Genomic DNA, 19592 nt, shown 5'->3' with positions numbered 1-19592 from the left:
GGTCTGACAGGCTGAGCGGAACGACAACATGGGGCACCCCCGCGAGCCGGGGGTGCCCCATCTGCGCGAGGAGACCACCATGATCATCGCTGAGACCACCCTGACGCCGGAGACCGGCGAGTACGGCTACCTCCTCGCGCTCGGCGAGGACTACGAATGGCCGCCCGAGTGGCCATACGGCTGGCTGTGCGGGCCCGTCGGGAACGACACGGCGCACATCCTCACCGACACCGATACCGCCACCATCACCATCACCGTCCAGACCCACGACGGGCCGCCCCCACCCGAGACCGACCCAGCCTGGGGGCCCGCGGAAGAGATGAGCCTGCACGCCACCGAGGAGACCCCCGTCATCTACATCCTCGGCAGCGGAGACTTCGAGGAAGCCGAACCGGAAGACGGCCCGCTCCAGTTGCCCACCGACCACGTGCCGGCATGGATTCGGATGCGCCTGTACTGCCGCACCGCAGACCTCGAGCCCGGCGTCGGCGATCGCGGCGAGCGCCACCTGATCCAACTCTGGGCCGCCCCCCAGCAGCCGCCGGTACACCCGCAGCCGACCGAATCCGACCTCACCCAGCGCCGCGCCTACAAGGAGGACTTCGAGCAGAGCGCCGCCGCCTGGCAGCAGTAGCGCGCGCCCACCGGGACATGAATACGCCTAAGAGTTCGTCAAGGCCAGCAGCCAGCCGGTTCGGACGGTCAGCCCGACGGCGTTCGCCGCGGTCTCCCGAACTGACGGCTTCCACCGTATCTGCGCGGATCTACCCGTGAGACGTGAGACGTGAGACGTGAGGCGTGAGACGGGAGACGTGACTGAGACGTGAGACCCCTCGTACCCCCGATACGGTGCGGCTTCCCAGTGGGCTGAGACCGTGACGCCCACGTTGGGCGAGGCGGCCAGGGGTGGAGAGCGTCGCGGAGGGTGGGGTCGCGGTTGGTGATCGTGTCGAGTTCCACGCTCTGCAGGGTGCGTATGACGCAGTTGGGGACGCCTGCCAGGCGCAGCCAGCCGTGCTGCTGTGTCGTGGCGCGGCGGCCGGTGATGGGCAGGCTGATACCGGCGGAGTCCATGAAAGTGACCTGCCGCATGTCGATCACGACACGCGGCGGGGAGCTCAGCCGGGCAAGCTCCAGGGCTTGGCGGATGGGCTGGGCGGAAGGGCTGGGCGGAGGGGCTGGGCGGTGTGGTGGTCGCTGTCGCCGGTCACGGTCAGCACGTGGATACCGCTGGTGGCGGCGGACATGACCGACAGGCGGCCGGGCTCGTGTGCTTTGTCGGAGTCCGCCGCGCTTCCCCCCTCGGCACTTCGGAGGTGCTGAGATGCTTAGGGACCGGTTCTCCCGGCAGGCTGACCTGCATACTACGGACAGTGCCTATGGGGGTGGGCCAGACAGGTCAGACGGGGCCTGGGGATGAGCCGGCGGGTAGACGCCGGGGACGAAGGGTGGGGGCAGCCTCTGTGGAATCACTGCCTGTGGGTGAGGACGGTGCCACTTTCGACGCTGAGCCGGTCCAGATCGCGGTGGCTCTGGAGGGTGACGGCAGCTGTATCGCTGAGGCCCGCCACGTAGCCGCTGGGTTCCTGGCCCGGGTGCAGGCGGAGCACGGGCTGCCGGTGTCGGCTCGTGCAATGGATCTGACCCAGCTCGTGGTGAGCGAACTTGTCACCAACGCCCGCAAGTACGCGCCGGGCCCGGTGTTGATGCGGCTGCGGATCGTCGGAGATCTGGTCGAGGTGACGGTGTGGGACGGTGACCCGGTGCTGCCGGTGGCGCGGGCGGCGGATCCGGGCCGGGTGGGTCAGCACGGCCTGGAGATCGTGATGGCCCTCGCCCAGGGATTCGAGGTGGTGCGGGAGCCGGTAGGAAAGCGCATCACCGCCCGCCTCGCCCTGCCGGACGACCCCGGCGGTGGTATCGCCGGACGCCTGCCACTGTAGGACAACGCTCCTGGTCGGCGGTTTCCATGCCTGAGCGGGCGGCGCGACGGGCGAGAGCGGCGTGCAGTTGGCGAGCGGGGCGCTGACCGTGCGTGTCCCTGTCGAGGGAGGCTTGAGATGAGCATGTCGTGTCCGGGGCGGGGCAAGCACTGACGGACCCGCCCCGGCTCTGCGACCTGCCGATGGAGAGATCAAACCGTGCGCGCGACAACGGAAGGCGGCGCGTTCCCGGGCCTCCAGCACGGCGGTTTACGGGGGGCCAGTCCTCCTCGGCGTCTGTGAGTCTCTCCGGCTTTGTCCGGTGAAAGGGAGGGTCGGCCTTGCGGGCAGTGCGGCCGGTTTCGCCGTCGAAGCGACAGCCGTCCTCGGGGAGCGGCGCGCCTGTCTCCTGATGGCGGCATGATCTGCACAGGCCGGGGTAGGCGCCGCCTCGCTGGCTCGTGGCGGGTCGGCAGGTGCAGGGACAGGGGAGGGAAGCATCATGGCGACGGTGACTGCGGCGAAGACGGATACGGGTATGGCCGGCCTCCCGGAGGTCGCCGACCCTTCCGGGGTGGCCCCGAAGGACGCGCGTGAGCTGTCGCGGCTGTTCTTCGAGCAGCTGGTGGTGCTGGAAGAGGGCACGCCTGAGTACCAGTACGCCCGCAACACGCTGATCGAGATGAACATGTCCCTGGTGCGCTTCGCGGCCGGCCGGTTCCGCAGCCGTGGCCCGGAGGAGATGGAGGACATCGTCCAGGTCGGCATGATCGGCTTGATCAAGGCGATCGACCGGTTCGAGCTGTCGCGGGAGGTGGAGTTCACCTCGTTCGCCATCCCCTACATCGTCGGTGAGATCAAGCGGTTCTTCCGCGACACCACCTGGGCCGTGCACGTCCCGCGACGGCTCCAGGAAGCCCGCGTCCAGCTCGCCCGCGCCACCGAAGAACTCCGCAGCCGCCTCGGCCGCACCCCGACGGTCAAGGAACTGTCCGAGCTGATGAGCCTTTCCGAAGACGAAGTCATCGAGGTCCGGCTCGCCGCCAACGGCTACAACTCCGCCTCCCTGGACGCCACCCTGAGCACCAGCGAGGACGGCGAGAGCGCCCTGGCCGACTTCATCGGCACCGACGACCAGGCCCTCGAACTCGTAGAGGACTTCCACGCTCTCGCCCCGATGATCGCCGCGCTCGGCGAACGCGACCGGCAGATCATCCACATGCGATTCGTGGAAGAACTCACCCAGGCCCAGATCGGCGAACGCCTCGGCGTCTCCCAGATGCACGTCTCGCGCCTGCTCTCCCGCACCCTGGCTCGGCTGCGCGAAGGCATGCTCACCACCCGCTGACAGCAACACCGGCCCGGGCCCAGCCGCCCGACCACACCGCCGCATAGCTCCCGGCCACGCCCGCAGCCGCTCGTCCGCGTGCTGGCTGATGCGTGAGCGCATGGCCTGGCTGTCCCGGCAGCGCAGCGGTGTCCGGTAGGGAAGGGGAGCATCAGCTCCACAAGTGTCCGTCACGCTCCATGCCTTCGGCCGGACTCGGCGTACTTGTGAAAGCGCTTGGGGGGAGCGGCGCTGATGGCTGCGGGGTTCACCGCGATCCCGGCGGCCCGGCTGCCCACGGCCCGGCGCAGGGCGCTTTCCTGCGGCTGACCGCAGGTTCAGTCCACACCCTTGAAAAAATCTTCTCTCGCAGGAGGACAAATCTCCACAGAAGGTGCACTGTGAAGTAAGTACTATCCGCAGCGGGAGGCGGCCATGATCATCCTTGGGATCATCCTGCTTGTCGTCGGTTTCGTCACCGGCATATCCATTCTGTGGACCATTGGCATCATCCTCGCTGTGATCGGCGCCGTGCTGTGGATACTGGGCTCTCTCGGCCACGCAGTCGCCGGCCGCCGGCACTACTGGTGAGGACCGCTGGGACGAAAGCAGCGGCTGCTTGGACGCCAGGCCCACCGTCGTCCAGGTCAGCCACTCGGAGGCGTGCCCAGGCCGGTGGTCGACTGGCATAGCGCCCATGGCGCCCTCAGCCGGCGGGCAAGGCTCCGCTCGAAGCGTTCGTGCCGCACAGCGTTCGTGCCGCAGGCCCACCAGCCTGGGTTGGAGGCCGAGGTCGACCTCGTGACGTCAGCGCGCACCCCGCCGGCGGGCTGGTGACCCGCTATGGCGACCCGGTACGACGAGCTCGCCGGCCGCTACGAAGCCACCGTCCGGATCGCCGCCGTCAATGACTGGCTCTGAGCCCGTGAGTCAAACGAACCCGGGCCGGGTCAGTAACCGATGGCCTCTCGGAGAAGCAGTACGGTGCCGCGCCCGGGGCGGGGTTCCGCGTTGAGGATGAGCAGGCGGTTGACGGCGCTGGGCATCCCGTACGCCGCCTGGGCGCGGGCGTTCTCCAGCGGAAGGCAGTGGTCTTCGGCGCGGCGCAACGCTGTGCTCAGGTCAGGCACCACCTTCTGCGCTCCGACGATCCAGACGGCGTGGGCGGCGCCGCCCGCGTTGGCAGGGAGTTGGCTGCCGCTGCCCGAGGCAAGAACGAGCGAGCCGGTCTCGGTGACGGCGGCGACGCTGTTGACGACGAATTCGGGGCTGGCGACCAGCCTTCGGATGTCGTCGGCGCCGGTGGCACGGTCGATGGCCAGGATGCGCGGCCTGATGGCGTCGTACTGGCCGCCGGCGTTGATGTCCTCGTCGATGCCGGACAGTCGGAGGGTCTCGCTGGCTCCGGTGAGCACGCTGGAGCCCTCGGGGATCAGGTCCTTGATGCGGGCGCGCGCCTCCTCGGCGTCGTCGAGAATCTCGGCGGCGAAACCGTTGGCGCGCAGCGCGGCGGCGACCCGCTCCAGTCGTTCGGCCGAGGCCGGGTCGGCGAAGGGGGCGGCCGGCGCCGGGGCGGCCGTGGCGTCCGACCGGTTGGTCACGGAGTCCCGCGCCGAGTGGGGTGCCGTGCCCGCCAGCGGAGAGGTGTCGAGGTACCTGACCTCGTACACCCGTTCGGAGAACTTCCAGCCCTCCATGGTGCGCTGGTAGCGGTCGTGGTAGACGGCATAGTTCAGACCCTGGCGTCCGTCGAGGGTGCGAGCGAGTTCTTGGATGTAGGCGCGGCCGGTCGCGGTGTCGCCGTCGAGCAGGATCGTGCCGGGGTGTGTGTTCTGCACGAAGAAGTCCCACAGGCTCTGCAGCCGCTCGCCCCCGGCACGGATCTCCTCGCGGCCGACCTGCTCGACAGGGATGTTGGGCATGCGCAGGGCACCGTCCGGTGTGAACAGCGACGCCAGGCGGCGTCGGTCGCGCATCATCACCGCGTCGGTGAACTCGCCGCGCAGTGCCTCGATCTCGACGCGGTCCGCGATGGCTTGGAAGTCGTTCATCGAAGTCCCCTCTCCCAGGTGTCGTCGAGAGGCCCGCCTCGCCGGCCGTCGACCTCACCGGTACGACAACGCAGCCCTTCGCAATGTGAGGCGGCGCGTCAACCTCACATTCCGAAGGGCTGTCTTGTCGTAAGGGGCAGAGGCACAGAAGCGACCGAGGGAGAGTGCCGGACCATGACCACCAGGGGCGAGCCCGGCGACGATCAGAGAGATCCGGGTCTCAGCGTGATCATGAGCGAGCGGCGCCGGCTGATCAACCTCGCCTATCGACTCCTCGGGTCCCTTGCCGACGCCGAGGACGTTGTGCAGGAGACGTACGCCCGCTGGTACGCCATGTCCGCACGGGAGCAGCAGGCCATCGAGTCGCCCGGCGCCTGGCTGATGACGGTCGCCGGCCGCATCTGCCTCAACCTGCTCGGCTCGGCGCGGGCCAGGCGGGAGACGTACGTGGGCGACTGGATCCCGGAACCGCTGCCCGCGCCCACGGAGTGGATCACCGGGCGTTCCGGCGGCGACGGGACCGACCCGGCCGATCGGGTCACCCTCGACGAGTCAGTGACCATGGCTTTCCTGGTCGTCCTCGATTCGATGACCCCGGCCGAGCGCGTCGCGTTCGTCCTGCACGACATCTTCCGCTACCCCTTCGGCGAGGTCGCCGAGATCGTCGGCCGCACACCGGCGGCGTGCCGCCAACTGGCCTCGTCCGCCCGTCGTCGCATCCGCACTGCGCAGACCCCGGCGGCCCCGAGTACCGAACAGGCCGCCATCGTCAGGCGGTTCAAGACGGCGTGGGAGGCCAAGGACATCGACGCCCTGATCAGCCTGCTCGACCCCGACGCCACCGCGACCGCCGACGGCGGCGGGCTCGCCGTCACCCACCTGCAGCCGATCGTGGGCGGTGAGCAGATCGCACGTGCCTACGCCGAGATTGCGCGTGTGTCGGGCGATCGCACGACGTTCCTGGAGTGCACGGTCAACGGTCTGCCCGGCTTGGTAGCGCAGCAGGACGGCACCATCGCGACCGTGTTCGCGTTCGAGATCGCGGGCGACCGGATCAGGCATATCTGGGCGGTGCGAAACCCCGAGAAGCTCCGTCCCTGGCGGATCAGCTGACGATCACGCGGAGCGACCTGGTCATCCACCTGGTGGGAGAAGCGGTCATTCCCTGCACCACCATGGAGCCGGAGATCGCGCACGCCCTGCTCACCGAGCGGCAGCCCGGCGACCTGCTGCGCGTTACCGGTCACCTCACGCTCCCGGGCACCGCCGACGGGGTCATGCGGCCGCACGTCGACACGCTCGAAGTGCTCTGGGAAGCCCCAGTCGGACCCGCCTCCGGCCAGCCGTCTCCATGGACCAGGAGGCCTGACGTCATGAGCCGGTTCCCGTCCTACGAGGACTCCGGCGGTGCAGAGGCGCGGCCGGCTCGGCATCGCGGATGGCACGGGCGGCGTTGATGAGGCCGATGTGGCTGAAGGCCTGGGGGAAGTTGCCGAGGGCCTCTCCGGTGACAGGGTCGGTCTCCTCCGCCAGCAGACCGACGTCGTTGGCGTGGGCGAGGGCCGTACGGAATACGTGCCGTGCGCGGGTGGTGTGGCCGGTCAGAGCGAGCGCGTGGGCGAGCCAGAAGGTGCACAGGAGGAAGGCGCCCTCGCCCTCTTCCAACTCGTCGCCGAGGTAGCGGCGGACCAGGCCGTTGTGGTCGCTCAGGTGGGTGGCGACGGCCATCACGGTGGACTGCACGCGGGGGTCATGCGGGGGGAGGAAGCCGACGATGGGCAGCATCAGCGCTGAGGCGTCGAGGTCGTCGGTGTCGAATGCCTGGGTGAAGGAGCCCAGGCCGGGGTTCCAGCCGCGGCGTTCGATGGCTCGGCGGATCTCGTCGCGCTCGTGCTGCCATTGGGGCAGGTCTTCGTCGGCCTGGAGGGCCGGGGCCAGGGCGATGGCGCGGTCCAGGGCAACCCAGCACATCAGTTTGGAGTGCAGGAAATGTCTGCTGGGGCCACGTCTTTCCCAGATGCCCTGGTCCGGTTGTGGCCACCGCTGGGCGGCTGTCCGGGCCGCTTGCAGGAGGAAGCGGCGGGTGGCCGGGTCCAGGTGCGCGCCGGGCGGGAGAGTCTGGTGGGCGGCGTCGAGGAGTTCGCCGTAGACGTCGAGTTGACGCTGGCGCCAGGCGTCGTTGCCGATCCGGACGGGGCTGCTGTCCCGCCAGCCCGTCAGGTGCGGCAGCAGCCGCTCGCTCAGATCGCGTTCGCCGCCGATGCCGTACATGATCTGCAGGTCCGCGCCGCGGTCGAGCGGGGTTGCCGCGGTTCGTGCGAGAAAACCGAAGAACCGGTCCTTCTCCTTCTCGCAGGCTGCTGTGGCGAGCGCTTGCAGGGTGAAGCTCGCGTCGCGGACCCAGGTGTAGCGGTAGTCCCAGTTACGAACCCCGCCCTCCCGCTCGGGCAGGGAGGTGGTGACTGCGGCGACGATCGCCCCGCTGGGCGCATAGGTCAAGGCTCGCAGCACGCGTCCGCTGTGGCCGACTTCGTCCTGCCAGGGGCCGATGTACCCGCGGTGCAGCTTCGACCAGGAGCGCCAGCCGTTGACGGTGTCGGACAGCCGCCGCCGGACTCGTCCCGACCGCCAGCGGACGGGTTCCTCTTCCCACGCGGGGCCGACGCGCAGGGAGAAACCCAGTCGGTCCCCAGCGGTGAGCGGGATCCGGGCATGTGCTGAGGAGCCGCTCAGGCGCAGGTCGACGGGGCTCGACAGGAGCAGGACGTGGGCGCCCCCGTGGGCGGCCAGTCCGCCGCGTACGGGTGACAGGAGTGGGTGAACGAGCCCGAATTCCGGGCGCGGCGCATATGCGATCTCGATGGTCACCCGCCCCTCGGCGCAGGTGATGTGCCGCAGGAGCGCTCCCGGGGAGCCGGTGCCGAGTGCGTGCCCGCGTTCGTGGCGTCCCAGGGCGAGCGCGTCGCGCAGGACCGTCGTGCCCTCGGGCGTGCGGAACGTTGTCTCCAGCACGAGGGTGTCCTCGACGTAGCGGCGGCTGATGTCGGCCGCACCGAGGGGGCGGATGGACCAGTGACCGGCGTCCTCGTCGAGGAGCCGAGCGAAGATCGCCGGGCTGTCGAACCGGGGAAGGCACAGCCAGTCCACCGAGCCGTCCGAGGTGACCAGGGCGGCCGAACGGCAGTCGGACAGCAGAGCGTGGTCACCGATCGGTCGCGTACTCATGCGTCGTATCCTGCCCGCCTCGGGCTCGGCATCTCCGCCAGGCTGGGACGACGTGCGTGGCTGCCCGCGCGCCGCAACTCGCGTCAGGTCCCTGAAGGCCACGGATCCCGGCCTCCCCGCCCAGCGGCTCACCTCCCAGCCAATCATCGCGACGCGGGGACCGCACGTGCGGTCCGCCGGCGGTGCGCCGACCGGGTGGCGCGGACCCGATGCCACGTGCGTCGCGGTACGGTCGGTCTGCCCCTTGGCCTCGTCTTGTGGCGTTGGCCCGGCCTCAGCGGGGCCGCCCCGGTCCCGAGCCGTGATGGCCGGGCGTGAGGAAGCCTCGGTGGTCGCTCTTCCATCGGCCGACGACGCTGCGGGACAGCGCTTCGGCGACCCTGTGGAGCGCCGGCCCGCCCAGACGCGCCCAGGGGAAGGGCTGGCCCCGGTGGCCGTAGCCGTCTTCGAACCAGGCAGTGCCGGTTTTCCTCGATGTCGTGCGGGTCCACTTCGGCCGGGAGAACACCCGTGGGGGCCATGAGCTGGAAGCAGCGACGCAGCAGTGCGGACGGGTTGCCGTCGATGCCGATGTTGCCGTCGGTGAGCAGGACGGTGAGCCGGCCTCCCTCGGCCGGCAGCGGGTCGAACACCGAGCGGCGGAGGGCGAGCCCGCCGAGGGCGGTGGTCCTGGCGACCGGCAGGGGGCCACGTCGACGCCGGGGGCGAAGACTCCGCGGCTCGACAGCGCTCGGCACAGCCGGCCGGGGTCGCAGCCGATGTCGAGGACGGGGGCGGTACGGCGTTCCAGCACGGTCTCGTCGGCCATGACGGGCGGCGCGTGCCGGCGTCGTACGGGCATGCGGATCCGGCGTCCGTCCGGCAGCCGTAGGTACACCGGTCCCTGGCCGGTGCGCAGGACCAGTGTGGCGGCCCGTTCCTCCTGGCGTACGGATCACCTCAGGCGCGCTCCTGCTCTTCCGCGACTTCCGGCCACCTCCTCGGCGGAGGCTGAGCTCCTGGTGCCGGCTCCCGCGCGGCCCACGCATCGGGCGGGAACCGCTGCGACAGCGCGAACCGGCCGCCGGCCGCGCCCTCGTATCCCTCCTCCCGTAGACAGCAGGGAAGGGGCCCAGGACCGTGGAACCGGACGTCAGCACGTACGGCAGGTAGGCGATCCCCACGGCGAGCGCGGCCGGGAGCAGTACACACGCCGCCTGCCGTGACCGGTCGCGCGGGCTGAGCCGGGGGGCCACGACCGTGGCCCGGACAGTGACCGGTCTCGCGGTGTCAGGCCGCCGCGGGCGGGCCTGCGACATAAGAAAGCCGTAAGCGACGGTGACCGATCGCAGGGTGGCTCCGTGCATACGCTGAACCCCATGATGCGCAGATCGCTCGTATGGGGAGCAGCCTTGACCGCCGCCCTTCTCATGTCTGCCGGATGCTCCGGCACGCCGGGCCGCAGCCCGACGGACACGACACCCTCCTCGGAGGTCTCCCGGGTGACCGGCACGCCCAATGGCCCGTTCACTCTCGGTCGAGGGCAGGGCTTCGACACGTCAGGCGCGTTCCTTTCGATCACCACCTGCGACAGCCCTCACGACTACTCTCCCGGGCTCACCTTCGCGAACGTACCCTTGGGTACCGCCCAACTCGCGCTGTCCATGGTCGACCTGCAGAACAACAAGATCCACTGGCTGCAGATCGACATTCCCGCCACGGCACCGGGGCTGCAGACACACACCCTCACGCCCGGCGCTCGCGAACTCCTCAACGACTTCGGCGAGGCTACGTACGACGGCCCCTGCCCGCCCGCCGGCCACACGCACCGGTACCGCCTGACGCTGTATGCGCTCAAAGCCCCCCTCCCGAAATCCTTCGGCGAGCACTCGTCGCCGCGCGCGTCCCTGTCGGACATCCAGAGCCGGTCAGCCGCGACCGCCGTGCTGGTTGCGCCGTACACCAGGCACTGACCACCCTCGCCCGGCGGGGGCCTTTGCGGCGGTACGGTCGGGACCCGTTCGCTCAGAGGCGGTCCAGGCGCAGGCGCGCGGCCCGCGACAGACCCGCTACCGAGCTGGTACTGCCCCGGCGCACGATCTGCTGCAGCTTCCGCCCCTCCTGATCGGTCAGTCTGCGCACCCGCACGGGCTCGGCCACCCGCACGCGCTCGGCCACCACACGTCCAGCGGTTGGAACGGACGTCACCGTCCATGCTTCCGCGCCAACCAGGAGACCGACGAATGGCTCGACGACGTGTGGTGCGAGGGCGCCGCACTCGTCGACCACGACCGCCGGATCCTGCTGTGGTTCGCCTTCGAGGACAGCCGGGCCGACCACATCGCCGCCCGCGCCGTACTGGCCCGGACATGGCCCGGCTGGGACGTTCGCTTCGCGCACGACGGCATGGGTGATCTGACCCACCACCTGGGCCTCGGCAGGGACCTGACCCGTGCGCCGGGCCGGTTCGAGACCTTCGAGCCTTCCAGGTTCGCGGACACTGAGCTGAGCCTGCCTGAGCCGCTTGACGTCACGGATGAGGACGTGCGGTCAGCAGTTCGGTCGCTGCAACCGCTTCTGAACGAGGTGCGGCCGGGGTGGTTCAGCGTAGCCCACTGATCGCCTCAGGATGAGGTTCGTAGGCGGCGGAGGCATATGAGGCTGCGGGCCAGTTCGTGCAGGCCCTGATGGAGATCTGCGCGTCGTTCGTAGTGGATGCGGAGCCGTTTGAACTGGTGCAGCCAGGCGAAGGCAGGTTGCGCAGCCGACAGTCGTGCATGTGCGCTGCCCGGACCGCCTGCCGGAAAAGATGTGCCGACAGGTACTGGAGCTGCTGGCCGACCTCTCCCCGGTCGTCGAGGCCCCCGACCGACCTGCGCGCTGGTCGAACCAAAGGAGCCCTGCGCTTGTTGGGGCTCCGTGAAAATCGCCAGTCCGGCTCTTCGCTCCGCTTGCTTGACCAGCCAAGTGGCGGAAGACCCGGCAGGGATCGAGGCCTCTCGCTGACGCGCTATCGGGGTGGATCGGTGTCGTAGTCGTGCCGGGCCTGCTCGACCTTGTCCAGGTTGGCGGCAGCCCATTCGGCGAGGTGCGCGAAGAGTGGGGCCAGGCTGCGGCCCAGCTCGCTGATCTCGTACTCGACCCGAGGGGGGACCTCCGGGTGGTACGTACGCACGACCATGCCGTCGCGTTCCAGCTGCCGCAGCCGCTGGGTCAGTACCTTCGGTGTGATCGTGCCGATCCGTCGTTGCAGCTCGACGAACCGTTGTCGCCCGTGTGTGTTGAGAGTCCACAGGATCGGCGTGGTCCACCGGCTGAACACGATGTCCACGACCGAACTCGTCGGACAGGCGAGTTCCGGATCGGTCGCAGTGGCCGCCACCCAGTCAGTGCTGCCGGCCACGAACACCCCTCGGGATAGTCACTTTCCTCTAGGTACCTACTATATCGCCGGTGTTAGCGTCCCCGTTGTCGTCCGGAGAGGAGCTCTCCGTGACGGTCCCACCCACTCGGGTGGCGGCTATGAGGTCGCATCGACAGGGGAGTTGTTCATGTTTGTAGTGACGGGGGCAACCGGCAACGTCGGCCGATCGCTCGTGCAGGCACTCGCGGCAACTGGTGCGCAGGTGACCGCGACATCCCGGGGGATCTCGGCGGCGGATGTGCCGGAGGGCGTCGGGTACACGCGGGCGGACCTGGTCGATCCTGAGAGCCTTCGGCCTGTATTCGACGGAGCCGACGCGCTGTTCCTGCAGAACGCGGGTCCCAGCGCGCACCTGCTGCGCCCACAGGACATCCTCGACGTCGCCAAAGCCGGCGGCGTCGGGCGAGTCGTCCTGTTGTCTTCCCAAGGAGCCGCGACCCGGCCCCGGTCGGCCTCTCACGGGGGCACGGCGCGCGCCATCGAGGAAGCCGTCCGGCAGTCAGGCATGGCCTGGACGATCCTGCGGCCCGGAGGCTTCAACTCCAACGCGTACGCCTGGGCCGAGTCGGTCCGCACCCGAAGGACCGTAGCCGCGCCGTTTGCCGACATCGGCCTGCCGACCATCGACCCGGACGACATCGCCGAGGTCGCCGCCGCAACCCTGCGGGAGGACGGCCACGCCGGACAGATCTACGAGCTGACCGGGCCCGCACTCAGCACACCCCGTCAACGGGCCGAGGCGATTGCCGACGCGCTCGGCGAACCCGTCCGGTTCATCGAGCAGACCCGCGACGAGGCCCGCGTGCAGATGCTGCGGCTCATGCCCGAGCCCGTGGTCGAGACCACGCTGACCATCCTCGGCGAGCCCACCCCCGCCGAACGGCGCATCAGCCCCGACGTCGAACAGGTCCTCGGCCGCGCGCCCCGCACCTTTGCCGACTGGGCTAAGCGCTGCATCGCCGCTTTCCGATAGACCGCTGCCGTCGGCCACGTCTACCCTGGTCGATCCGTCAGGTCCCCCTGTCGACCGCACTCGGCAGTTCGCTCACCTTGGAGTGGGGACCCAAGGTGAGCAGGTCCGGGGAACTGCTGCGCAGGGAGTGGGGAAAGTCGGGGTTCTGTCGGCGATCTCGTGATGCTCCGTCACACTGTCGTAAGCCAGTCCCACTCGGTCCGGACCAGGTTCTTGACGGCTCGGGTGACAGGGACGCCATACGCTTGCGGAGGGCTTCAGGCAGACGGATGAGTAGGCGGTCGGGGTTCGGTGAAGCAGCTGTCGGAGATGAGCGAACGCGAGTACTTTGCGTGCGTCGGGCAGCGGCCCGGCATGTTTGTCGGCAAGACGTCCTTCCACACGCTGACTTCCTTCCTGACGGGCTACGACCAGCATGCAGTTCGTCACGGCGGCACCGGACTGGCCGGTTGGCACGAGTGGCTTGTCGCCCGACGTGGCCATGACTGCAACCACGCCTGGCCGGGGCAGGTCTTGCACATTGCCCTCCCCGACGGCTGGGAAAGCATGTGGGACCTGTCACCGGAGGGCGAGCAGCGCGCGATCGACGTGCTGTTCCAGCTCCTCGACGAGTTCGCTGCTGAGCGCGAGAGTCAGAGGCAGCACGGGGAACCCGGAAATCTCACCTCGTGAGACGTGGCACCGGGCTTCGGCCAGGCGGCCCGTGTGAAAGTCGCGGTCAAGGCACTGCACAGCCGGGAATATTCGTGGTCATGAGGGCTGTGTGCTGATCTTGCTGAGGTGCTCCGGTCAGGCGTGGCCGTTGTGACGATCTGATCGTTCGGCGGGTGTGACGACTCGGCCGTGGATCCTGAACGATGACTTGTGGGCGCTGAAGAACCTGCTGCCGCCCTAGAACATCAAGGGCCTGGGCAAGCGCCGCTTCGTCGTGGAGCTGACCTTCGCCCTGCTCCACCGGTTCAAACGCCTCGGGTCCGCTGGGAGCGACGTATCGAACTCCACGCCTCCCTCCTCTCGTTGCCTTGCAGCCTCATCTGCTGGAGACGCCTCAAGGGGACCGGATCATATGGGGTACGAGCTCACGGGAAAGGGTTTGAGTGGGGCGGCGCCCCGGTGCTACTTTCGTGGTGGACCGTGAAGTCGTCGTATGGAGGTGAGCCCCGTGATCACAGTTACCCATGGGTGCTCCCTCAACCCGTCACGGTCCGGCGGCTGACGTTCGGTGTCGCCAGGAGCGCCTGAGATCGAGGCACTCCTGGAAGGAGACTCCGATGAACACGAAGCATTTCACATCTGGCCTGAGCGAGAACGCGGTGATGATTACGCGCGTCGCGGACAGGCAATGGCATGCACTGGATGACGACCTGGTGGTCGGCCGCGGGTATGCGCAACACCGGCCGGACGGACGCTTGTTCGTCAGCATCGACGCCTGGCACGAGGCCACCTTCGACCGGCTCGCCGAGGCGATGCTGGCGGAACTGCCGGCGCCGCTGTACACGGTGGTCGACGAAGCCGACGTCGAGCTGACGGCCGGCTGGCGACGGGCCGGTTTCACGATCCGGCGCCGCGAGTGGGAGTACGCCGTGCCAACCGACCCGCGGGTCACAGGACTCGACGCAGTCCTGCCGCCTTCGGGCGTGACGATCGTGCCCGCCGGCCAGGCGGACGAGAGTCTGCTGCGGGCGGTGGACCGCGCGATCCGTGACGAAGTCGAGGCGGCCGTCGGGTGGCAGTCGATGCCCGCGGAGGTAGTTCCCCGCCCCGAAGGTGACACCATCGTCGACCCGTCGAAGTACGCGGTGGCCGCGGCGCCGGACCGCTACCTGGGGCTGATCCGGGTGGTGACGGTGAACCGGCCGCGCATCGGGCTGGTCGCGGTCCGGGTCGGCGAGCAGCGCCGCGGCATCGCTCGGGCGCTGCTGGCCCACGCGCTGGGGACGCTGCACCGCTCCGGGTTCGCCGCGGCCTGGACCGAAGTCCACGAGTCCAACCAAGCAGCCTCGGCGCTGTTCGAGGGCATCGGCGCCCGGCCGATGAGCAGCAACCTGGAGCTGGTGCGATGACGAAGAACAAGAACGTCATCGAAGTCGAGGGCAAGGTCGTCGAGTGCCTGCGCAGCGCCATGTTCACCGTGGAGCTCGAGAACGGCCACCAGGTGCTCGCGCACATCAGCGGGAAGATCCGCAAGAACTACATCAAGATCATGCTGGAAGACCGGGTGCTGGTGGAGCTCCCGCCGTACGACCTGACGCGCGGCCGGATCGTGTTCCGGTACCGGAACTAGCGGCGGTCGGCACCTTCTGCGCTAGCTGATCCTGGGGCCCCGGTCACGGCCTTTCCGTGACCGGGGCCCCGATGATGGCTCGCACGGCCGCGACGGCCACCGCTCCAGCCGCCGCCGGCAGGCCTGGCCCGAGCCGAACCCCAGCTTCAGGGGCAGCAGTGGCCAGGCGATGTGTCGTTGTGCGGCACGTACAGGATGCCCTGCAGGCGCAGCCGGTTCGGCGCCGGCCGCAGGTCAGGAGCGTTTCCGGGCCAGGGCGGCAGCAGCGGCGCCATCAGGGCCCACAGGTCATCGTCCGCCATCCACGACCGGGTAGTCACGCCATTCCGAACGGTCGAAATCGTCACACAGACCACGGCCGAACAGGGCCGTTCAACAAGATCGTGTCACGAGCTCTACGGGCCATAGCCATCAGATCCCTGACTTACCGCCACTGTGCGCGCTTCCACCCCCAGATCCCCAGCCGGCCGGTCCCGGTCCGCCTCGAACCCGGACACGGAACCCACCGGAACCCACTGGACGCCGCTGGGTGCGCCCTTGCCGCCCGGGCGAGACGATCAACATGCAGTATCAGGCAACGTTCGTCCGTCCCTCATGCTTTGACGCTGGCGGCGATGGCGGCGATGGCGGTGAGTCGGCTCGTGATCTCTTCTGCTGTCAGCACAAGCGCGAAGCCTTTGCGTAGGACAGCGAGTTCTGGTTCCTGCCGGGACTCGTCGTCGGTGGCGGTGACGTCGGATCCGAAGACGACCTTGTAGCCGCGTTCGTATGCCTGCCGGGCTGTGGTGCCGCAGCAGTAGTTGGTGAGGGTTCCTGTGACGATGACCGTGTCCCGGTCGAGGTTGCGCAGCACTGTGTCGAGCGGGGTGTCGTAGAAGGCGCCGTAGGAGGGTTTGCGGATCACGACCTCATCGGGACGGCGACCCATCTGGCCCCATACATCGGTATGTCCCGGCCGGTGCCAGTCGCTGTCGGTGTGCGGGAGGAACCGCAGGGCGTGCGGCCGGTCGAGTCCGAGATGGGTGTCGTCGAAGATGGTCCAGATTACGGGGATGGAGGCGGCCCGGCAGTCTTCGACCAGTTGCCGAAGCCGGGGCGCCATCCGGGTCGCCGCGGGCACCCAGTAGGGGCTCCATCCGGGCTGGACGAATTCGTCCTGCATGTCGATGACCAGAAGCGCCGTCCGCTCGGGCCGGATGTCGAACGATGCCCGGCCGTGCTCGTAGGCGTTCCGCGCCCGCGCGGTCACCCATTCCTCGGTGTACGTCATCCCCGCCTCCTCTACATCGATTCGAGGTACCTCGGTTCGATGTGCGAGAGTAGCAGCATGCTCGAACTCGCAGTCCTGGGATTTCTGTCTGAGGGGCCGCTGCACGGCTATCAACTGCGCCACCGGATAGCGCACTTGTTCGGCCATGCCCGGCCGGTCAGTGACGGCAGCCTCTACCCGGCGATCAACCGGCTGGTCAACGCCGGACTGCTGGACCGGCGAACCGAACCGGGCGCCTCGGCGGCACAGCGGCATACCCTGAGCCTGACCGCCACCGGCCGCCGCGAGCTGCAGCGACGGCTGCGGGACGCCGACGGCCTGGACATCAGCGACAGCACCCGGTACTTCACAGTCCTGGCTTTCCTCTCCCAGCTTCCCCACACCGCCGATCAGCACGCGGTGCTGCGCCGGCGGCTGGAATTCCTGGAGCAGCCCGCGAGCTTCTTCTACGACGGTGACCGCCCGCTGGGCGCCGACGACAGTGACGACCCCTATCGCCGCGGCATGCTCACCATCGCCCGCGCTACCAGCCGCGCGGAACGGTCCTGGCTGCGGGAGGTCCTGGCCTGACGGCCCGCCGGCAGGCCGAGAGGACCTTCACGAGCGCGGACCTGTTGTGGGTTCTCGCCTTGTCTCAGGGCGTGAGAACGGTTGATGTGCCATCAACTTGGATCCGTGCCCGTGTATGAGATTGATCTCGAGGTTTGGCGGAGGTCGATGACCTGCACGTCTGACGGCAGGCGCATCTATGGCTGGGAGCGTCCGGAAGTTCGCAGTGCGTTACCTCGTTTGATCTGAGTTTCCCTGACATCCTCGAGGACCCCTGTGGGCGCAATGCCGCGAAGGCGTCACCACCAGCAGTGCCCCCACCCGCGAACGCGTCGACGCGGTCAGCGCCGCCGACGTCGCGGCCGCCACCCCCAGGCCCCCGCCCCGTCACCGACCCTGGCCGGACACGATGAGCATGGAGACGTCGATCCCCTTGCAGGAAGCGGCATTTCATGACCTGTTGCGGGGGTCGTTACGGTCGGATTCATGGAGTGGAGTTTTCAGTCGGCCGAGAAACTCGCGGCTGCCTTGCGTGCCGGGGAAGTGACCTCGGCGGAACTGACCGACGAGGCGATCGCCCGCATCGAGCGGGACGACAAGGCGATCAACGCGATCTGTGTGCCGGACTTCGACCGTGCACGGGCCGCCGCGCGCGGCGCCGACCAGGCGCGCGCCCGCGGCGAGGACCGGCCGCTGCTCGGCGTTCCGGTCACGGTCAAAGAGTCCTACAACATCGCCGGGCTGCCCACGACCTGGGGCATGCCGCCGCACCGGAACTACCTGCCGGCCGAGGACGCGGTACAGGTGTCGCGGCTCAAGGCCGCCGGCGCGGTGGTGCTCGGCAAGACCAACGTGCCCTTGGGGCTGCAAGATATCCAGAGCTTCAACGAAATCTACGGCACCACCAACAACCCGTGGGACCACGGCCGCACGCCGGGCGGATCCTCCGGCGGATCGGCGGCGGCGCTGGCGTGCGGATTCGGCGCGCTGTCCATCGGCTCCGACATCGCCGGTTCGTTGCGCACCCCCGCGCATTTTTGCGGTGTCTACGCACACAAGCCGACACTCGGGCTGGCGGCCAACCGCGGTATGGTCCCGCCGTCCGCACCGGCCTTGCCGGTCGACCTCGACCTCGCCGTCGTCGGTCCGATGGCGCGCACCGCCCGCGACCTCACGCTCCTGCTCGACGTCATGGCCGGACCGGATCCGTTGACGCTCGGCGTGGCGCACCACTTGAGGTTGCCGCCCGCGCGCCACCAACGGCTCCGCGACTTCCGGGTCCTGATTCTCGACGAACATCCGCTCATTCCAACCGGATCGGCGGTGCGGGCGGGTGTGAACCGAGTCGCCGACGCGCTTGTCGACGGCGGCGCCCACGTCGAACGGCACAGTCCGCTGCTACCCGATCTGGCCGAGGCCGGGACGCTCTACAGCCAGTTGCTGGTTTCGGGCTCCGTCGCACGTTTTCCCGTCGAACCGTACGATCGGCTGCGGACCCGCGCCGCCGGACTGAGCGCGGACGACCAGAGTCTCGACGCGGCACGGTTGCGCGCCATGGTGTTCAGCCACCGCGACTGGCTCCAGGCGAACAACCACCGCGAACTGCACCGCCACGGCTGGCGGCAACTGTTCGCCGAGTTCGATGCCGTGGTGTGCCCGATCACGCCCACTCCCGCGTTCCCGCACGACCACAACCCCAATCCGCTGGAACGCCGGATCGACATCGACGGCGTCGAGTACCCGTACTTCGACCAACTCGTCTGGGCCGGCCTGGCCACCATGCCCGGCCTGCCCGCCACCGCCATACCAGCGGGCCGGGCCTCCGATGGCCTGCCGGTCGGAGTGCAGCTCATCGGCCCGACGTTCGAGGACCGCACCCCGCTGCGGCTGGCCGAACTGCTCGAGAGGAAGATCGGCGGCTTCCAGGCACCACAGTAGGGCACGCTGGCGGGTTTCCGTCGAGGACAACCATGCGCACCCGGAGTCGACCGCTTCCAACGCAACACGAACCCAACCGCACACGGCGACTGGGGAGACAGGGCACCTGCGCCTCGCGGTTGGTCCGGAAAGCGCATCCTGCGCGTAGCGCACATACCAGCGGGCTACCGCAGGGATCAGCACACGTCACCCCCGACAACGCTCCGAAGAGCTCAGTAGTCGCAGCAGGATGTGCCTGGCGGTCTCAGCCTGGTTTGGGCAGAGCCCGCTGTAGCAATTCCTCGGCCCAGCAGTGCGTTTCCGCCAATCGGCTCCTCTGACGGGCCGCCGGGAGCTTTGTTGCACGCGGCGATCCGAGGGTGCGCAACAACGAGCCGGCCCGAAAGCATGTGACGGGTCGGCGGCGTCGGCACCTCGCCGGGTGCGCACCGCTGCCGTACGGCGTGGCCGGGCCGCGGTCGTGTCGGCCACTCACGGGGGAGCCGTCGTCCCGGGTCCGCGTATCCAGGGCCCGGACGACGGCATGGCCGTAACAATCAGGCCGGGGACGGCGGCAAAGGGGCGTGCGCCCGAACGTCTTACAGGACGAGTCGGGGAGGCGGTTCCCGGCCGCGTGCCCGTGACGGAAGCGAATCCGTGGCGGCTGCGCG

19 protein-coding genes and 1 pseudogene are annotated in these 19592 nt (G+C 69.0%); 12 read left to right on the top strand and 8 right to left on the bottom strand.

The genetic code is table 11. From position 1 onward, the window contains the following. The first annotated feature begins 28 nt into the window (after positions 1–28). Complete coding sequence (locus ACIP94_RS37195) at positions 29–634, top strand: hypothetical protein (RefSeq protein WP_402436170.1); 606 nt, start codon at positions 29–31, stop codon at positions 632–634. A 68-nt stretch (positions 635–702) separates the two neighbouring features. Here the strand turns inward: ACIP94_RS37195 and ACIP94_RS37190 are convergent, their stop codons facing one another. After that, positions 703–1137: an STAS domain-containing protein gene (locus ACIP94_RS37190; protein WP_402436213.1), complete on the bottom strand. Its 435-nt coding sequence runs from the start codon at positions 1135–1137 to the stop codon at positions 703–705. 326 nt (positions 1138–1463) lie between these two features. Here ACIP94_RS37190 and ACIP94_RS37185 point away from each other — a divergent pair, with 326 nt between their 5' ends. The 3 genes from ACIP94_RS37185 (at position 1464) to ACIP94_RS37175 (ending at position 3840) form a co-directional block, all read left to right on the top strand. Next, the gene (locus ACIP94_RS37185; RefSeq protein WP_402436167.1) at positions 1464–1943 is read left to right on the top strand and encodes an ATP-binding protein; all 480 of its coding nucleotides are present in this window, start codon (positions 1464–1466) and stop codon (positions 1941–1943) included. 481 nt (positions 1944–2424) lie between these two features. Continuing rightward, positions 2425–3270, top strand: coding sequence for an RNA polymerase sigma factor SigF (locus ACIP94_RS37180; RefSeq protein ID WP_402436165.1), 846 nt, complete (start codon positions 2425–2427; stop codon positions 3268–3270). A 414-nt stretch (positions 3271–3684) separates the two neighbouring features. Beyond that, positions 3685–3840, top strand: a complete 156-nt coding sequence (locus ACIP94_RS37175; RefSeq protein ID WP_402436162.1) for a DUF6131 family protein — start codon at positions 3685–3687, stop codon at positions 3838–3840. Between the two features lie 359 nt (positions 3841–4199). Here ACIP94_RS37175 and ACIP94_RS37170 read toward each other — a convergent pair whose 3' ends face one another. Then, positions 4200–5300, bottom strand: coding sequence for an LUD domain-containing protein (locus ACIP94_RS37170; protein ID WP_402436159.1), 1101 nt, complete (start codon positions 5298–5300; stop codon positions 4200–4202). A 174-nt stretch (positions 5301–5474) separates the two neighbouring features. Between ACIP94_RS37170 and sigJ the strand changes: the two genes are divergently transcribed. Further along, positions 5475–6413, top strand: a complete 939-nt coding sequence (gene sigJ / locus ACIP94_RS37165) for an RNA polymerase sigma factor SigJ (protein WP_402436156.1) — start codon at positions 5475–5477, stop codon at positions 6411–6413. 258 nt (positions 6414–6671) lie between these two features. Here sigJ and ACIP94_RS37160 read toward each other — a convergent pair whose 3' ends face one another. After that, positions 6672–8525: a glycoside hydrolase family 15 protein gene (locus ACIP94_RS37160; RefSeq protein ID WP_402436153.1), complete on the bottom strand. Its 1854-nt coding sequence runs from the start codon at positions 8523–8525 to the stop codon at positions 6672–6674. Positions 8526–9865: 1340 nt separating this feature from the next. Between ACIP94_RS37160 and ACIP94_RS37155 the strand changes: the two genes are divergently transcribed. Continuing rightward, complete coding sequence (locus tag ACIP94_RS37155) at positions 9866–10477, top strand: YbhB/YbcL family Raf kinase inhibitor-like protein (protein ID WP_402436150.1); 612 nt, start codon at positions 9866–9868, stop codon at positions 10475–10477. A gap of 52 nt (positions 10478–10529) precedes the next feature. Here ACIP94_RS37155 and ACIP94_RS37150 read toward each other — a convergent pair whose 3' ends face one another. The 3 genes and pseudogenes from ACIP94_RS37150 to ACIP94_RS37140 form a co-directional block, all read right to left on the bottom strand. Then, positions 10530–10928 carry a hypothetical protein gene (locus ACIP94_RS37150; RefSeq protein ID WP_402436216.1) on the bottom strand — a complete coding sequence of 133 codons (399 nt, stop codon included), beginning with the start codon at positions 10926–10928 and terminating at the stop codon, positions 10530–10532. Between the two features lie 200 nt (positions 10929–11128). Beyond that, positions 11129–11257: pseudogene (locus ACIP94_RS37145) on the bottom strand (IS5/IS1182 family transposase); the annotation flags it as partial. Positions 11258–11514: 257 nt separating this feature from the next. Beyond that, complete coding sequence (locus ACIP94_RS37140; RefSeq protein ID WP_402436147.1) at positions 11515–11907, bottom strand: winged helix-turn-helix transcriptional regulator; 393 nt, start codon at positions 11905–11907, stop codon at positions 11515–11517. Positions 11908–12055: 148 nt separating this feature from the next. Between ACIP94_RS37140 and ACIP94_RS37135 the strand changes: the two genes are divergently transcribed. The 4 genes from ACIP94_RS37135 to infA all read left to right on the top strand — a co-directional run bounded on the left by ACIP94_RS37135 (position 12056) and on the right by infA (position 15185). Beyond that, complete coding sequence (locus ACIP94_RS37135) at positions 12056–12901, top strand: NAD(P)H-binding protein (RefSeq protein ID WP_402436144.1); 846 nt, start codon at positions 12056–12058, stop codon at positions 12899–12901. A gap of 309 nt (positions 12902–13210) precedes the next feature. Further along, a complete protein-coding gene (locus ACIP94_RS37130) occupies positions 13211–13573 on the top strand; it encodes a hypothetical protein (protein WP_402436141.1) in 363 nt (120 codons plus the stop codon). Between the two features lie 599 nt (positions 13574–14172). After that, entirely contained in the window at positions 14173–14964 is a 792-nt protein-coding gene (locus ACIP94_RS37125; protein WP_402436138.1) for a GNAT family N-acetyltransferase, read from the top strand. Further along, positions 14961–15185 (top strand): translation initiation factor IF-1, encoded by a 225-nt coding sequence (gene infA / locus ACIP94_RS37120; RefSeq protein ID WP_010981942.1) that lies wholly within the window; start codon positions 14961–14963, stop codon positions 15183–15185. Before ACIP94_RS37125 ends, infA begins: the two co-directional genes overlap by 4 nt. A gap of 146 nt (positions 15186–15331) precedes the next feature. On the opposite strand, the gene ACIP94_RS37115 is transcribed toward infA, so the two are convergent. Both ACIP94_RS37115 and ACIP94_RS37110 read right to left on the bottom strand, forming a co-directional pair. Beyond that, positions 15332–15487 carry a hypothetical protein gene (locus tag ACIP94_RS37115; RefSeq protein WP_402436135.1) on the bottom strand — a complete coding sequence of 52 codons (156 nt, stop codon included), beginning with the start codon at positions 15485–15487 and terminating at the stop codon, positions 15332–15334. Positions 15488–15777: 290 nt separating this feature from the next. After that, on the bottom strand, positions 15778–16455 hold the full coding sequence (locus ACIP94_RS37110; RefSeq protein ID WP_402436132.1) for a cysteine hydrolase family protein: 678 nt from the start codon (positions 16453–16455) through the stop codon (positions 15778–15780). Positions 16456–16512: 57 nt separating this feature from the next. Between ACIP94_RS37110 and ACIP94_RS37105 the strand changes: the two genes are divergently transcribed. Next, positions 16513–17025, top strand: a complete 513-nt coding sequence (locus ACIP94_RS37105) for a PadR family transcriptional regulator (RefSeq protein WP_402436129.1) — start codon at positions 16513–16515, stop codon at positions 17023–17025. Positions 17026–17490: 465 nt separating this feature from the next. Continuing rightward, positions 17491–18942: an amidase gene (locus ACIP94_RS37100; protein ID WP_402436126.1), complete on the top strand. Its 1452-nt coding sequence runs from the start codon at positions 17491–17493 to the stop codon at positions 18940–18942. Positions 18943–19592: the final 650 nt, after the last annotated feature.

The organism is Streptomyces sp. NPDC093261 (assembly GCF_044753645.1).
Lineage (GTDB): Bacteria > Actinomycetota > Actinomycetes > Streptomycetales > Streptomycetaceae > Streptomyces.
This window is presented reverse-complemented; position numbering and strand designations above follow the sequence as displayed.

Coding starts and splice junctions, on each gene's coding strand:
- ACIP94_RS37195 (WP_402436170.1), top strand. CDS start 29: ATGGGGCACCCCCGCGAGCCGGGGGTGCCCCATCTGCGCGAGGAGACC.
- ACIP94_RS37180 (WP_402436165.1), top strand. CDS start 2,425: ATGGCGACGGTGACTGCGGCGAAGACGGATACGGGTATGGCCGGCCTC.
- ACIP94_RS37175 (WP_402436162.1), top strand. CDS start 3,685: ATGATCATCCTTGGGATCATCCTGCTTGTCGTCGGTTTCGTCACCGGC.
- ACIP94_RS37170 (WP_402436159.1), bottom strand. CDS start 5,300: ATGAACGACTTCCAAGCCATCGCGGACCGCGTCGAGATCGAGGCACTG.
- sigJ (WP_402436156.1), top strand. CDS start 5,475: ATGACCACCAGGGGCGAGCCCGGCGACGATCAGAGAGATCCGGGTCTC.
- ACIP94_RS37160 (WP_402436153.1), bottom strand. CDS start 8,525: ATGAGTACGCGACCGATCGGTGACCACGCTCTGCTGTCCGACTGCCGT.
- ACIP94_RS37135 (WP_402436144.1), top strand. CDS start 12,056: ATGTTTGTAGTGACGGGGGCAACCGGCAACGTCGGCCGATCGCTCGTG.
- ACIP94_RS37130 (WP_402436141.1), top strand. CDS start 13,211: ATGAGCGAACGCGAGTACTTTGCGTGCGTCGGGCAGCGGCCCGGCATG.
- ACIP94_RS37125 (WP_402436138.1), top strand. CDS start 14,173: ATGAACACGAAGCATTTCACATCTGGCCTGAGCGAGAACGCGGTGATG.
- infA (WP_010981942.1), top strand. CDS start 14,961: ATGACGAAGAACAAGAACGTCATCGAAGTCGAGGGCAAGGTCGTCGAG.
- ACIP94_RS37115 (WP_402436135.1), bottom strand. CDS start 15,487: ATGGCGGACGATGACCTGTGGGCCCTGATGGCGCCGCTGCTGCCGCCC.
- ACIP94_RS37110 (WP_402436132.1), bottom strand. CDS start 16,455: ATGACGTACACCGAGGAATGGGTGACCGCGCGGGCGCGGAACGCCTAC.
- ACIP94_RS37105 (WP_402436129.1), top strand. CDS start 16,513: ATGCTCGAACTCGCAGTCCTGGGATTTCTGTCTGAGGGGCCGCTGCAC.
- ACIP94_RS37100 (WP_402436126.1), top strand. CDS start 17,491: ATGGAGTGGAGTTTTCAGTCGGCCGAGAAACTCGCGGCTGCCTTGCGT.